The sequence below is a fragment of the Yersinia sp. 2466 StPb PI genome (assembly GCF_041538325.1).
In the GTDB taxonomy this organism is placed as follows: Bacteria; Pseudomonadota; Gammaproteobacteria; order Enterobacterales; family Enterobacteriaceae; genus Yersinia; species Yersinia enterocolitica_E.
The window spans coordinates 930,913-946,082 of record NZ_JAULSL010000001.1 but is presented as its reverse complement, the minus strand read 5'-3'; the positions used below and the strand labels follow the sequence as shown (position 1 = coordinate 946,082).

Genomic DNA, 15,170 nt, shown 5'->3' with positions numbered 1-15,170 from the left:
AGTCGATCTATTTTCAGCACATATTTCTTAATGTTTGTAAGGTTAACCATCCCGATAATAACAATTAAAGAAGCGATAGAAATAATAAATAACCAAAACGACTAAGCGGTTTTTCAGGTAATGGATATGAGTTAAAGTGTTCAACTTATTAAGAAAATTTTCACTAACCCATATCAAGCTATTAATTTACTACGTCTACATATAAATCAGTAAGCTACGGGTAAAAGACTGGATTGGCAGGGGCCAAGAAGCGCTCCCCGTTGTGCGCTTTCATAGCCAGCAGAGGTGCTTTCCGGTACTATGCGGCGGTTTTTTGAGTCAATAAGGTCAGGACTATGAGCACCACCCTATTTAAAGATTTTCAATTTGAAGCCGCTCACCGGCTGCCCCATGTTGCGGAAGGTCATAAGTGTGGCCGTTTGCACGGTCATTCATTTATGGTCCGTATCGAGGTTACCGGTGAAGTCGATGCTCACTCCGGCTGGGTGATGGATTTTGCTGATCTGAAAGCGGCATTTAAACCTATTTGGGAACGACTGGATCACTACTATCTGAATGATATTCCTGGTTTGGAAAACCCGACCAGTGAAGTGCTGGCCAGTTGGATTTGGCAACAGCTTAAACCGCAGCTACCAGAACTGAGCGCAGTGATGGTGAAAGAGACCTGTTCTGCGGGCTGCGTTTATCGCGGGTAATAAATCGCGACTAACAAATCGATACCCAAAGTCATTGATGTTGCAGCAAGACAGCAAGTGAATGACAAATTGGTTGTAAACCATTTTGAACAGCGCTTGTGCTGGCCCGCAGGGTGAGCCTCTTATAAGGCTCATAATCCCAATGAGCTTACATGAGTAAGTGATTTGGGTGACAAATCTGTCGGGAGCAGATTTGAACGCTGCTTGCAGCGGCCTCACAGAGGCGAGGCCCATGGACGGGCCGAGTAATGAGCGCCGCAACACGGCTGCGGCGGCAAGGACGAAGGGGATCCCCAAAGTCATTAATGTTGCAGCAAGACAGCAAGTGAATGAATCCCAATGAGCTTACATGAGTAAGTGATTTGGGTGAATGAGCGCCGCAACACGGCTGCGGCGGCAAGGACGAAGGGGATTAAGCGATATTTAAATACTTATGCGTCTGCATCGACAACCGCCAATTCTTGGCAATACAAATTTCGATACAGAGCTTAGTGGCGTCGTCTTTCTGGCTGATGGGTTGTAGCGCAATAATCCGCTTTTTGTCGTCATCCAGCGTGGCAAGCAGTGCCTCTAATGCCTCGATATCACGCATGCGGCCAACCGGATGTTTGATTTCATCGGCGCGTTGCAATGCCTGAGGCAATACTTTCAGGCCACCGCGCATATTCACTTTTGGCGAAACCGTCACCCAGGTCGTCGCTGAACACCGCACATCATGCGTGCCGCTGGTTTCAATCTGGCAGCTATAACCGGCCTGCTCCAACAATGAGGTTAAGGGGAACAAGTCGTAAATAGCGGGTTCTCCACCAGTGATGACAACGTGGCGTGCGGTATATCCCTGCTGAGAGAAAATATCTAATAGCTGCTGTGCGCTGGCTTCCCCCCAGGCATCACTTTCGGCAGTTTTCACCATAATACGCTGCATATCGACTTCCCGATCGGCTTCCTTTTCCCAAGTGTGTTTGGTATCGCACCAGCTACAACCTACCGGGCAGCCCTGCAAACGCACAAAGATCGCCGGTACACCGGTGAAGTAACCCTCGCCTTGCAAGGTTTGGAACATCTCATTAATCGGGTACAGCATCAGTTTCTCTATATTCATTCAAGCCAATCGGCGATTATCGCAGATTCTCTGACTGTGACCAAACTGGCAACGCTTATGCTGCCAGTTTGTCTGTATCAGAGTATTACTCAATCACGCCACAAGCCATGCGCGCACCACCACCGCCTAACGGCATTGGATGATCGGCATAGTTGTCGCCACCGGCATGGATCATCAGGGCATGCTGCTTCAGTTCAGAGAGTGATTTCAGCCGTGGAGCCAATACCTGATAAGTCGCGCTGCCATCAGCATTCACAACCAGTCCCGGCAAATCCCCTAGATGCCCTTTGTCATTATAAGGGCCAAGGTGTACGGCAGTTTTTTGTGGATCAAAATGGCCGCCAGCAGCAAGGGCTGGCACGGGTTTGCCGTCTTTCTGCCCTGGTGCACAACTTGGGTTTTCATGCAGATGGAATCCATGAATCCCCGCCACCAGCCCGGTCAAATTGGGCGTGAACAATAAACCATAAGGTGTTTCAGTCACTGTCACCGTGCCCAGAGCTTTACCATTACCTTCAGGGAGTGCTTCGTTCATGGTCACAGTAACGCCTGCAGCCAGCACACTGCTGGTAAAAAGCATCGCTGGCAACATTAAGTATTTCAGTTTCATCCGTTATCTTCCTTTATGCATTATTGTCGAATCATTCGGGTACACATTAATGATAACGGGTGATGAATTATCTGCACGGCAGCGGTGTAAGAGATGTGAAGCCGATGTGTGGGGTGGGTGAGATTCAGATTAATCCCGCAGAGGTAAGTAAGTGGTAATAACAGGCTAATTTGTAACAATGACAGCTCACGGCCAGCATATTACCGAAGCTTGCCCCGCCATATCCCATAAAAAAACCCGCCTATTAAGGCGGGCTTTATCAACAAACTGTTTTACTGAAGGTAACGCGCAGTAATTACTGGCCTTTCACTTCTTTCAGACCGTTGAATGGTGCGCGGTCACCCAGCGCTTCCTCAATCCGAATAAGCTGGTTGTATTTAGCAACACGGTCAGAACGGCTCATTGAACCAGTTTTGATTTGGCCTGCTGCGGTACCTACTGCCAGGTCGGCAATGGTAGCATCTTCGGTTTCGCCTGAACGGTGAGAGATAACCGCGGTGTAACCTGCATCTTTCGCCATCTTGATAGCAGCCAGAGTTTCGGTCAGAGAACCGATCTGGTTGAATTTGATCAAGATAGAGTTAGCAACACCTTTCTCGATACCTTCTTTCAGGATCTTGGTGTTGGTTACAAACAGGTCGTCACCAACCAGCTGAATTTTGTCGCCCAGAACTTCGGTCTGGTATTTGAAGCCAGCCCAGTCAGATTCGTCCAAGCCATCTTCGATGGAGACGATTGGGTACTGTTTGGTCAGGTCTTCCAGGAAGTGAGTGAACTCTTCAGAAGTGAACGCTTTATTGCCTTCACCAGCCAGAACATATTTGCCATCTTTGTAGAACTCAGATGCCGCACAGTCCATAGCCAGAGTAACGTCTTTGCCCAACACGTAGCCTGCTTGTTTTACCGCTTCAGCGATAACAGCCAGTGCTTCGGCGTTAGAACCCAGATTTGGTGCATAACCGCCTTCGTCGCCTACCGCAGTGCTCATGCCTTTAGACTTCAGAACTTTAGCCAAAGTATGGAACACTTCTGAACCGATGCGAACCGCTTCTTTCAGAGTTTTCGCGCCTACTGGCTGAATCATAAACTCTTGAATATCAACGTTGTTATCAGCATGTTCGCCGCCGTTGATGATGTTCATCATAGGCAGTGGCATAGAGAATTTGCCTGGGGTGCCGTTCAGTTCAGCAATGTGCTCGTACAAAGGCATGCCTTTAGACGCTGCTGCTGCTTTCGCTGCTGCCAGAGAAACAGCCAGGATGGCGTTAGCACCAAACTGGGATTTGTTCTCAGTACCATCCAGATCGATCATGATTTTATCGATGTTAGCCTGGTCTTTAGCATCTTTACCCATAACTGCCTGAGCAATTGGGCCATTTACTGCTGCAACGGCTTTCAGAACGCCTTTGCCCAGGAAACGGGATTTGTCACCGTCACGCAGTTCCAGTGCTTCACGGGAACCGGTAGAAGCACCTGATGGTGCCGCAGCCAAACCAACAAAACCGCCTTCCAGATGAACTTCAGCTTCTACAGTTGGGTTACCACGGGAGTCGATGATTTCGCGACCGATGACTTTAACGATTTTGGACATTAGATTTTCCTCAGTACAAGTTAAACTAAAACTCCAGACAGAGGGGGCGACATCACTGCCGCCCCTTCTACCAAATATTTTATTTCACCTGGCGCTTCTGATAATCACCAGCCGCTTTAACAAAGCCGGCGAACAACGGGTGACCATCACGTGGCGTCGAAGTAAATTCTGGATGGAACTGACAAGCTACAAACCACGGGTGGTTTGGTAACTCAATAATTTCCACCAGTTTGTTATCCGCAGAACGCCCTGCTACACGTAACCCGGCGGATTCAATCTGCTTCAACAACATGTTATTTACTTCATAGCGATGACGATGGCGCTCAACGATGGTAGGTTCGCCATACATCTGACGTACCAGGCTACCTTCGGTCAGGTGACATTGTTGCCCACCCACCCGCATGGTACCGCCCAAATCGCTCTCTTCCGTGCGTACTTCAACGTTGCCGTCTTCATCACGCCATTCGGTGATTAATGCAACCACCGGATACTTACAGTCTGGCACAAATTCGGTGGAGTTTGCGTTTTCCATCCCCGCTACGTTGCGGGCAAACTCCATCAGTGCAACTTGCATACCCAGGCAAATACCCAGATAAGGAATATTGTGTTCACGGGCATAACGCGCTGCCAGAACCTTGCCTTCCACACCACGGTAACCAAAGCCACCTGGGATCAGAATAGCATCCAGTCCTTTCAGCATCTCTTCGCCGCGTGTCTCAACATCTTGCGAATCAATCAGCTTGATGTTCACAGTCAGGCGATTTTTCAGCCCACCGTGTTTGAGTGCTTCAATCACAGATTTATAAGCATCCGGCAATTCTACGTATTTACCGATCATCCCGATGGTCACTTCGCCACCTGGATTCGACTCTTCGTATAATACCTGTTCCCATTCAGCAAGATTTGCTTCAGGACAAGTTAAGCTGAATCGTTTACAAATATAATCGTCAAGGCCCTGTGATTTCAATAGCCCTGGGATTTTATAAATGGAATCAACATCTTTTAGGGAGATAACCGCTTTTTCTGGCACATTACAGAACAAGGCAATTTTGGCCCGTTCATTAGCAGGAACTGCGCGATCAGAACGGCATATCAGCACATCTGGCTGAATACCTATGGAAAGTAGCTCTTTTACCGAATGTTGCGTTGGCTTAGTTTTCACTTCACCGGCAGCTGCCAGGTAAGGAACCAACGTCAGATGCATATAAAGCGTGTGCTCGCGGCCAACATCAACTGCCATCTGGCGAATAGCTTCCAGGAATGGCAAGGATTCGATATCGCCCACGGTGCCACCAATTTCAACCAAAACCACATCGTGGCCTTCGCCGCCTTCGATGATGCGCTCTTTGATAGCATTGGTAATATGAGGGATAACCTGGATAGTCGCACCCAGATAGTCGCCACGGCGTTCTTTACGCAGAACTTCAGAATAGATACGGCCAGTGGTGAAGTTGTTACGACGGGTCATTTTGGTGCGAATGAAACGCTCGTAATGCCCTAAATCCAGATCGGTTTCAGCACCATCTTCGGTGACGAAAACTTCCCCGTGTTGAGTCGGGCTCATGGTGCCCGGATCCACGTTGATGTACGGGTCCAGTTTCATGATGGTAACGTTGAGGCCACGGGCTTCAAGTATAGCCGCCAGAGAGGCTGCGGCAATGCCTTTACCCAGAGAGGATACGACCCCGCCGGTCACAAAAATATAATTAGTTGTCATGCTGAACCTGAGAGTTTAGGTTTAAAGACGATGGAAGAACCAAGACGGGAAAGTAGTATACTCGAACCTTGGTTTCGCTACAAACTATCTCCGCGCCAGTGGCCATTTTCGCTACCAAAACCGCACGGAACATCGTCTTGCTATCCGTTATAATTCAATATATTAACGTAATTAAAATCCAACAACCATCCGCCAAATGAATTAAAACACCTTAAATTTCAGTTTCTTGCTTTTTAACTTGCTGCCAGGCGGCTTCCATTTCTTCCAGCGTCGCGCTCTCCATGCTCTTCCCTGATGCCATAACTATTTGTTCTACCTGACGAAAACGACGTTCAAACTTGCGGTTAGCTGCCTGTAAGGCATTTTCAGCTTTATGGCCTAAATGACGAGATAAGTTAACCGTAGCAAACAGCAAATCGCCAATTTCTTCCCCCAGTTTTTCTTCATCCACCACCGCTTGGCGAGCTTCGAACATCACTTCATCGATCTCTTCATAGACTTTGTCCAAAACCGGACCAAGTGTGTCCCAATCAAAACCAACCACTGCGCAGCGCTTTTGGATTTTATGGGCTTTCATCAATGCTGGTAGTGCATCGGGAATATCATCCAGTGCCGAATACAGGGCTTTCTCCGCTCTTTCCTCGGCTTTACGCGATTCCCAACCCGCCAGCGCCGCTTCACTGCCAATCGCTACGTCAGTGGCGTTTAGCGCAGCATTAGGGAATACATGCGGGTGACGACGCTCCAGTTTGTCGCTGATGGCATGACAAACATCATCAAACGCAAACAACCCCTGTTCCTGCCCCATTTGGGCATAAAACACCACCTGAAACAGCAAATCGCCCAGTTCATCACGTAAATCATCAAAATCCTTGCGCTGAATCGCGTCAAGCACCTCATAGGTTTCTTCTAATGTATAGGGAGCGATGGTGTCAAACGTCTGTTTACGATCCCACGGACAGCCGTGCTCCGGGTCACGCAAGGTACGCATAATATCCAACAAACGTTGCAGAGCTAAGGCGGTGATATCAGGGGTAGTTACTGGCTGGGTCATCTCAATTTATTCACTTTTTTGCTGTTTAAAATTCGAGGCGTAGCGAGCGCAGGCAGATTGATTGCGGCCAGCGCACAGCCCCCGGAGCGTACACGCAGTACGTGAGGAGGGCGAGCACTGCCCAATATCAATATGCCAAAGCGCAGTAGCCGTCCAGATCAAAAACTTAATTGCCGTGGAGCCGACGGGCATCTATCACATCCGGCAACTGATTCAGCTTGGCTAACACCCTGCCCAGCACCTGCAAGTTGTAAATCTCGATATCCATATCGATGGTAGCGAGCATCTTTTTAGTATCGCTGCGGCTGGCAACCCCTAATACATTGACCTTTTCGTTCGCCAGTATGGTGGTGATATCACGTAACAAGCCACTGCGATCATTGGCGGTCACCCGCACTACTAATGAATAGCCACTGGAGTAGCTTTCACCCCAAACCGCATCAACAATCCGCTCTGGTGCATGAGACTGCAATTCAGCCAGTTGTTCACAATCAGCACGATGAATGGATATCCCCCGCCCCTGGGTAATAAAACCAATAATCTCATCACCGGGAATCGGTTGGCAGCAACGGGCAATATGGTGCATCAGATTGCCAACACCTTCGACCACAATGCGCCCGCTGTCTTTGCTAGCGTTGCGTGGTGGTGGCTGATGCTTATTATTCAGATGGCGCAATGCCTCTAAATCAGCCTCTTCCGCTGTTGGCTTGTTCAGCTTGCCTTGCAGGAAGTTGACCATCTGATTCAGACGAATATCACCACCGCCAATGGCCGCCAACACTTCATCCATCGAATTCATGTTATAGCGCGGAACTAGCAGCTTCTCAGCCTCTTTTAGGCTGATATCCATATGTTCCAATTCGTTGTCCAGCATCTGCCGGCCAGCAAGAATATTCTTGTCTCTATCTTGTTTTCTAAACCAGTTATGGATCTTGGATCGCCCACGACTAGTAGTGACATAACCGAGGTTAGGATTCAGCCAGTCACGGCTTGGGTTGGGTTGCTTCTGGGTGATAATTTCAATCTGATCACCCATCTGTAACTGATAGGTAAACGGCACAATTCGGCCACTGATTTTAGCACCTATGCAGCGGTGCCCCACATCACTGTGAATATGATAAGCAAAGTCGAGTGGGGTAGAACCGGCAGGTAAATCAATAACATCGCCTTTCGGGGTAAACACATAGACCCGATCGTCAAATACCTGACTGCGCACTTCATCCAGCATCTCGCCAGAATCTGCCATCTCTTCCTGCCAGGCAATCAGCTTACGTAACCAGGCAATGCGCCCTTCATAGCCAGAACGCCCCGCCGCCACAGCACCTTCTTTGTACTTCCAGTGGGCGGCAACCCCCAATTCAGCATCTTCATGCATCTGGCGGGTACGAATCTGAATCTCCAGCGTTTTCCCACGTGGCCCGAGGACTACAGTATGAATTGACTGATAGCCATTGGGTTTAGGGTTAGCGACGTAATCATCAAACTCATCAGGCAAATGACGGAAATGAGTATGCACAATCCCCAATGCGGCATAGCAGTCCTGCAAACGCTCGACGACCACTCGCACAGCGCGCACATCGAATAACTCATCGAAGGCCAACGACTTTTTCTGCATCTTGCGCCAAATACTGTAGATATGCTTTGGTCGGCCATAAATATCAGCTTTGATACCTTCATCCGCCATTGCTTTGTGCAATGAAGCGACAAAATCATCAATGAATTGTTCACGATCAATACGACGCTCATGAAGCAATTTAGCAATTTGTTTATATTCATCGGGATGCAGATAGCGGAAGCAGAAGTCTTCCAACTCCCACTTAATCTGACCAATACCCAAGCGGTTAGCCAGCGGGGCATAAATATTGGAACACTCTTTGGCCGCCAGCACGCGTTCGTCTTCCGGTGCATCTTTCACTTCACGCAAATGAGCAATACGCTCAGCCAGTTTGATGACCACGCAGCGAAAATCTTCCACCATCGCCAGCAGCATACGGCGCACGTTATCCACTTGCTCAGAGCTCATGGAGTCGTTGTGAGTCGCTTTTAATTGGCGGATAGCGTCCATGTCACGCACGCCATGCACCAGATAGGTGATACCCTTGCCAAATTGCTCAGTCAGGGTGGTTTCATCCACCACATTGGCATCCACCAGCGGGAACAGTAGCGCCGCGCGCATACTGTCGTTATCCATGCTCAGAGTGGAAAGAATCTCAACCATTTCAAGACCGCGCCACAACAATAACGAGGCATCAGGATGGTTTTGCGTCTGTTGCTCACAGTAACGCCAGGTTTCGGCCAATCGCTCACCTGACTGCGGATTAGGAAGCCCCAAGCTGGCGATCCAGTCGTCGAGAGCAAACTCACCCGCCGGATTCAAATGTGCACTTCGTACCGCAACCATAACTTCTCCCTACTTTGCGACCCCTGGCTCCTGCATGAACAGCGCCATAGATTCAAGATGCCCGGTGTGGGGAAACATATCCAACATTCGCACCTGAGCAAGACGGTAACCGGCGGCTAACAACACCTGACTATCCCGTGCCAGCGTAGTGGGATTACACGAAACATACACCACCCGCTTTGGCGCCAGTTTGACTATATGTGACATCACCCCGGCAGCACCTGCGCGAGCGGGGTCTAATAATACTTTATCGAATCCTTGTATCGCCCACGGCTGACGACTGATATCGGATTCCAGATTTTCATGAAAAAATGACACGTTGGCTAATGCATTGTTCTGCGCATTATACTGCCCATTCGCCACCAGCTCCGCAACTCCTTCCACCCCGACAACTTCACGCGCACGCTTTGCTAGCGGCAATGTAAAATTACCCATACCGCAGAAGAGATCCAGTACCCGTTCGTCAGGTTGTACATCAAGCCATGCCAGAGCCTGAGCCACCATTTGTTGGTTGACCGTATCATTGACCTGAATAAAATCCCGTGGATGAAATGCTAAGCGTAGACCGTCTATCTGGTAATAGGGGTCCTCACCAAAGAGTTTTTCCAGATTCTCGCTGTCGGCAGCCAGATAAACGGCAACCCCCTCCCGCAGAGCAAAATCTATAAGCGCTGCACGATCTACCTCATTAAGGGTATCAAGGTGGCGTAAAACCAGCAACGGCCCATTATCAGCCAGTACCAGTTCCACATGCCCTAACCGGCGCACAGCCTGTAAGGCAGATAAACATTGATAGAGCGGATGTAGCAGGCGCTCCAATTCAGGCCGCAGGACGGGACAATGTTTTATGCTAACCAAGTCGTGAGATTCAGTTTGATGGAAGCCCATTTGTAATCGCTGCTGTTTTGGCTGATAGAGCAACCCCAACCTCGCCCGCCGCCGATAACCATACTCTGGCCCACAGATAACCGAGTCTAATGCAGGGCAGCCCCCCGTTGCCTGCACCAGCAGTCGCCTGAGCGAATCTACTTTGCTATCTTGTTGCAATTGGCTACAAGCGTGCTGCTGCTGACAGCCTCCACAAATTCCAAAGTGAGGGCAAGGAGGAGCCACTCTTTCGCTACATTGGTTCAACAAACGTTTAAGTTTACCGCGACCATACTGGCGTTTTTGCTCGATCAGCTCAATTTCAGCTTGCTCTCCCGGTAGAACCCCGGGGATAAAAATAGCTTTGCCTTTATCGCGTGCAACCCCCTGACCAAAGGGATCAAGAGAATTTACTGTCACAGTTATCGTTTGTCGGGTCGTCACACGTCGGTTTGGAGAGTAGAATTGCGCCATATTGATTGATCAAGCACTGGTTTTGTAAGCTGCCGATTCTCCCACATTGGAATACCATGACCAAATACAGTCTTCGCGCGCGCATGATGATTTTAATCCTGGCCCCCACGCTGCTTCTTGGGCTGTTACTCAGTACTTCCTTTATGGTAAATCGTTATAATGAGCTTCAAAAACAAATAGTTAATGCAGGCACTAATATTATCGAACCGTTGGCGGTTGCCAGTGAATATGGCATGACCTTTCGCAACCGCGATACTGTCCGTCAGTTGATTAACCTGCTTCATCGCCGTCACTCGAATATTGTTCGGTCAATATCCGTTTTCGACGCAGATAACAATCTTTTTGTCACATCTAACTATAATTACAATTCCTCACAATTAAGGTTACCTAAAGGTGATTCTATCCCTGAGTCGCTGATGCTCTCTTATCGCGGCGACTCGCTGATTATGCGAATGCCTATTGTCTCGGAATCCAACTTATCCAGTGACAGAGTCTCGGATTCGGATATAACCCATCAGCCACTAGGCTATATCGCCATAGATTTGGATTTACAATCGGTGCGTTTGCAGCAATACAAAGAGATCTTTATTTCAACCCTGCTGTTGCTGTTTTGCATGTGTGTAGCGATTTTGTTTGCTTATCGTTTGATGCGCGATGTTACCGGCCCAATCCGTAACATGGTGAATGCTGTTGACCGTATTCGTCGAGGACAATTGGATAGCCGGGTCGAAGGACATATGCTCGGCGAGCTGAATATTCTGAAAAATGGTATCAATTCGATGGCGATGTCGTTGGCGGCCTATCACGAAGAGATGCAGCAAAATATCGATCAAGCGACATCTGATTTACGCGAAACACTGGAACAGATGGAGATACAAAATGTTGAGCTGGGGCTGGCAAAAAAGCGGGCACAGGAAGCGGCACGCATTAAGTCGGAGTTTCTGGCTAACATGTCTCACGAGCTACGAACTCCGCTAAATGGTGTCATTGGTTTTACGCGCCAAACGTTGAAAACTTCGCTAACCCCCACACAAACTGACTATTTGCAGACTATCCAACGTTCAGCCAACAACCTGTTATGCATCATTAATGATGTTCTCGACTTCTCCAAACTGGAGGCCGAAAAACTCATTCTTGAACACATTCCCTTCCCACTACGTGGTGCACTGGATGAAGTCATTATCTTACTGGCACACACCGCACATGAGAAAGGGCTGGAGCTGACACTGCATGTTAATAATGATGTCCCCGAGCAGGTAGTCGGGGATGCGATGCGTTTGCAGCAAATTGTCACGAACTTGCTCGGTAATGCGATTAAATTCACCGAACAGGGCAATATCGATATTCTGGTTGCTGTGCAGGCGAAGACAGCACAACAAGTCACTCTGGTAGTAGAGATTCACGATACGGGCATTGGTATTTCTGAATCCCAACAGGCTCAGCTATTCCAGGCTTTTCGTCAGGCGGATGCCAGTATCTCGCGTCGACACGGAGGGACCGGCCTTGGATTGGTCATTACCGAAAGATTGGTCAAAGAGATGGGGGGCGATATTAGCTTTCACAGCCAAGTAGATCGCGGCTCAACCTTTAGGTTCAATCTCACACTGGATCTTAACGAAACCCTCTCTTATCGCCATCCTGATATGTCGTACTTAGAGGGGAAAACACTCGCCTATGTTGAGCGCAATACTTGTGCAGCAAGGGCCGCGCTAGATATTCTGAGTGTCACGCCCTTGCAGGTCACTCATAGCCCGACGTTAGCGCAATTACCGCGCCAACATTATGATTTCCTGCTGGTGGGGGTACCCATTCCGTTCCGTAATAATATGGCGGTTCATCAAGATAAACTGGTAGCGGCGCTGAAAATTTCCGAGCGCATAATTCTGGCTCTACCAAGCCAGTCACAGGTGGAGGCTGAGCAACTTAAACAGCTCGGTGCCAAAGCATGTCTGGTCAAACCTTTGTCATCGAATAGATTGATTCCATTGCTGTTATCTGAAGAACCTCACAGTGAATTACCCGTAGTGGAGCAAGCGGACAAGTTGGCTAAATTACCGTTTAAGGTAATGGCAGTTGACGACAATCCAGCTAACCTAAAACTCATTGGCACCCTGCTTGAAGAACAGGTCGAAGAGACCGTGTTGTGTGACAGTGGCGCGAAAGCCATTGCCTATGCCCGAGAAAACACGCTGGATATCATCTTAATGGATATTCAAATGCCTGAAATTGATGGTATCCGTGCCAGCGAAGTCATTCATCAGATGTCCCATCATCTGGATACCCCCATTATTGCAGTCACCGCCCACGCCGTAAGAGGCCAGCAAGAACAGTTGTTAAAACTGGGGATGGCTGACTATCTGGCAAAACCGATTGATGAAGCTCGATTAATTCAGGCACTTTCCCGCTTTCAGCATGATAGTTCAGCCCCCCTTCTGGTGCAGGCTGCTCACTTGCCGGTACTTCAATCTGAATGTGACGGGGTGATAGATTGGCCACTGGCAGTCAGGCAAGCAGCCAATAAAGAGGCTCTCGCCAGAGACCTGTTAACTATGTTATTAGAATTTATGCCGCAAGTGATAGGTCGCGTGCAGGCTATATTGGCAGGTAGTCATGACAACGATATTCTGAACCTAATTCATAAGTTCCATGGCAGTTGTGCATGTAGCGGTGTGCCGCGACTGAAGCAATTGTGCATGACAATTGAGCAGCAATTGCGCCAGCAAACAGATTTACAAGGCTTGCAACCTGAATGGCTTGAATTATTAGATGAGATAGAGAATGTTCGCTATGCTGCCAAAAGCTATTTAGGTACTGCTTAGCACACCCCCGCTTCAACATAAAAAAAGGGCACAGTCATAATGAACTGCGCCCTTTTGGCGTTATTAATGCCGATTACTGCATTAATAAATAGAGTGAAGTGTCACCACGCTGAATATTCAGCGCCAGCACTGATGGTTTGGTATCGAGAATCTTCCGCAGCTCACCCAGATTTTGAACTGACTGCTGGTTAATCCCCATGATGATATCGCCTTTTTTCAGGCCAATACGTGCAGCGGCAGTGCCGGCTTTCACGCTATCAACTTTCACACCTTTTTTACCATTAACATCAGAGTTGCTCAGCTCCGCACCTTCAATTCCAGTATAGAGATTACCGGAATCAACCTGAGTTTGGCTGCTCTGCTCTAAGGCCACTTCCACATTGACAGGTTTACCGTCACGTAGCAGACCTAAGGTCATTTTACTGCCCACTGGCAGAGTACCAATCTCAGCACGGAAACCTGCGAAGCTATTGATTGCTTTACCATTCATGCTGACAATCACGTCACCAGCTTTGATCCCGGCTTTGGCCGCCGCAGATTTTGGCAAGACCTGACTGATAAAGGCACCTTTCTGTGCATCGACATTCATGGCTTTGGCCAGCTCAGAGTTCAGCTCGGTGCCCATAATGCCCAATTCACCACGTTTCACCTGACCAAATTCAACCATTTGAGATGTCAGGTTTTTCACCATGTTACTTGGGATAGCGAAACCAATACCGATGTTACCGCCATCTGGTGCCAGGATCGCAGTGTTGATACCAATCAGCTCACCGTTCAGGTTGATCAATGCGCCACCGGAGTTACCACGGTTAATCGCGGCATCAGTCTGGATAAAGTTTTCGTAGTTTTCCACGTTCAGACCACTGCGCCCCAAAGCAGACACGATACCGGATGTTACGGTTTCACCCAGACCATATGGGTTACCGATAGCAACGGTATAATCACCCACACGCAATTGATCAGAATCTGCGATTTTAATTGCAGTCAGATTTTTAAAATCTTTTAACTGCAATAACGCGATATCAGTTCGCGGATCTTTACCGATCACTTTTGCTTCATAGCTACGGCCATCGCTCAGTTTAACGCTGATTTTAGTCGCATTATCTACCACGTGGTTATTGGTAACGACATAACCTTTGGCAGCGTCAATAATGACACCTGAACCGAGCGCTCGGAAATCCTGCTTGCTAGGTGATCCCCCTTTGCCACCCTGCCCGCCCTGACACATCGGGGAGCCTTGGAACGGTGAACCGTCTTGACAGAACGGCGAGTCATCACCAAAGAACTGCTGGAACTGTGGTGGCACGCCACCAGCACCGGAGTTGCTAACCTGGGTGCTACCCTCCACGTTGATGCTCACAACAGAAGGCATCACTTTCTCTAGCATTGGCGCCAGGCTAGGGAGCTGCTGGCTGCTAGAAGAGGCCGTCTCTGCCGAAATAGCAGAAGAAACCGGCCCCATGGCTAAACCGATGCTCAATGCCAGTGCACTTAACACTAAAGTTGTTTTTTTCATGTATTCTGGTTCTCGCTGTACAATTAATAAGGGGTCAATAAATGGTATATATACCCAAAGAAATTGAAGTTGCGGCTAACAACCTAGCAGCTTCAGAGACAAAGGGTATAACTGACTTATATCCAAAATAATTGACGTAGCAGTCAGTGAGCAATCGCGCGAATCCTAATGAGCGAACTAAAGCTCAACGATAGGGATAGGTCGAGTAACGAAAGCCACTCACTACGCGGCAACGCCAAGAGAAGGATATAGCCGTCTTGCATAGTAAGATTAAATATGGGGGATGAAGTTCATAGAACCAATAATCGGAATAGTAAAAAATAT

The 15,170-nt window shown here is 48.6% G+C and carries 10 protein-coding genes; 2 read left to right on the top strand and 8 right to left on the bottom strand.

Annotated features, from left to right (window positions below):
- Positions 1-335: 335 nt before the first annotated feature.
- Positions 336-695 (top strand): 6-carboxytetrahydropterin synthase QueD, encoded by a 360-nt coding sequence (queD, locus tag Q2T72_RS04200; RefSeq protein WP_372558054.1) that lies wholly within the window; start codon positions 336-338, stop codon positions 693-695.
- 412 nt (positions 696-1,107) lie between these two features.
- On the opposite strand, the gene queE is transcribed toward queD, so the two are convergent.
- From queE to rlmD, 7 genes are all read right to left on the bottom strand, one after another.
- On the bottom strand, positions 1,108-1,779 hold the full coding sequence (queE, locus tag Q2T72_RS04195; protein WP_372569853.1) for a 7-carboxy-7-deazaguanine synthase QueE: 672 nt from the start codon (positions 1,777-1,779) through the stop codon (positions 1,108-1,110).
- Positions 1,780-1,882: 103 nt separating this feature from the next.
- Positions 1,883-2,407: a superoxide dismutase family protein gene (gene sodC, locus Q2T72_RS04190; RefSeq protein WP_083160419.1), complete on the bottom strand. Its 525-nt coding sequence runs from the start codon at positions 2,405-2,407 to the stop codon at positions 1,883-1,885.
- Between the two features lie 295 nt (positions 2,408-2,702).
- On the bottom strand, positions 2,703-3,998 hold the full coding sequence (gene eno, locus Q2T72_RS04185; protein ID WP_050086475.1) for a phosphopyruvate hydratase: 1,296 nt from the start codon (positions 3,996-3,998) through the stop codon (positions 2,703-2,705).
- A 79-nt stretch (positions 3,999-4,077) separates the two neighbouring features.
- Positions 4,078-5,715: a glutamine hydrolyzing CTP synthase gene (gene pyrG, locus Q2T72_RS04180; protein ID WP_083160421.1), complete on the bottom strand. Its 1,638-nt coding sequence runs from the start codon at positions 5,713-5,715 to the stop codon at positions 4,078-4,080.
- Between the two features lie 211 nt (positions 5,716-5,926).
- Positions 5,927-6,769: a nucleoside triphosphate pyrophosphohydrolase gene (mazG, locus tag Q2T72_RS04175; protein ID WP_083160423.1), complete on the bottom strand. Its 843-nt coding sequence runs from the start codon at positions 6,767-6,769 to the stop codon at positions 5,927-5,929.
- 166 nt (positions 6,770-6,935) lie between these two features.
- Positions 6,936-9,170: a GTP diphosphokinase gene (relA, locus tag Q2T72_RS04170; protein ID WP_083160425.1), complete on the bottom strand. Its 2,235-nt coding sequence runs from the start codon at positions 9,168-9,170 to the stop codon at positions 6,936-6,938.
- 9 nt (positions 9,171-9,179) lie between these two features.
- Complete coding sequence (rlmD, locus tag Q2T72_RS04165) at positions 9,180-10,511, bottom strand: 23S rRNA (uracil(1939)-C(5))-methyltransferase RlmD (protein ID WP_372568699.1); 1,332 nt, start codon at positions 10,509-10,511, stop codon at positions 9,180-9,182.
- A 56-nt stretch (positions 10,512-10,567) separates the two neighbouring features.
- On the opposite strand from rlmD, the gene barA reads away from it, so the two are divergent.
- The gene (gene barA / locus Q2T72_RS04160) at positions 10,568-13,330 is read left to right on the top strand and encodes a two-component sensor histidine kinase BarA (protein WP_372568698.1); all 2,763 of its coding nucleotides are present in this window, start codon (positions 10,568-10,570) and stop codon (positions 13,328-13,330) included.
- 73 nt (positions 13,331-13,403) lie between these two features.
- Here barA and degP read toward each other — a convergent pair whose 3' ends face one another.
- Positions 13,404-14,846 (bottom strand): serine endoprotease DegP, encoded by a 1,443-nt coding sequence (gene degP / locus Q2T72_RS04155; RefSeq protein WP_372568697.1) that lies wholly within the window; start codon positions 14,844-14,846, stop codon positions 13,404-13,406.
- Between the last annotated feature and the right edge of the window lie 324 nt (positions 14,847-15,170).

Coding starts and splice junctions, on each gene's coding strand:
- queD (WP_372558054.1), top strand. CDS start 336: ATGAGCACCACCCTATTTAAAGATTTTCAATTTGAAGCCGCTCACCGG.
- queE (WP_372569853.1), bottom strand. CDS start 1,779: ATGCTGTACCCGATTAATGAGATGTTCCAAACCTTGCAAGGCGAGGGT.
- sodC (WP_083160419.1), bottom strand. CDS start 2,407: ATGAAACTGAAATACTTAATGTTGCCAGCGATGCTTTTTACCAGCAGT.
- eno (WP_050086475.1), bottom strand. CDS start 3,998: ATGTCCAAAATCGTTAAAGTCATCGGTCGCGAAATCATCGACTCCCGT.
- pyrG (WP_083160421.1), bottom strand. CDS start 5,715: ATGACAACTAATTATATTTTTGTGACCGGCGGGGTCGTATCCTCTCTG.
- mazG (WP_083160423.1), bottom strand. CDS start 6,769: ATGACCCAGCCAGTAACTACCCCTGATATCACCGCCTTAGCTCTGCAA.
- relA (WP_083160425.1), bottom strand. CDS start 9,170: ATGGTTGCGGTACGAAGTGCACATTTGAATCCGGCGGGTGAGTTTGCT.
- rlmD (WP_372568699.1), bottom strand. CDS start 10,511: ATGGCGCAATTCTACTCTCCAAACCGACGTGTGACGACCCGACAAACG.
- barA (WP_372568698.1), top strand. CDS start 10,568: ATGACCAAATACAGTCTTCGCGCGCGCATGATGATTTTAATCCTGGCC.
- degP (WP_372568697.1), bottom strand. CDS start 14,846: ATGAAAAAAACAACTTTAGTGTTAAGTGCACTGGCATTGAGCATCGGT.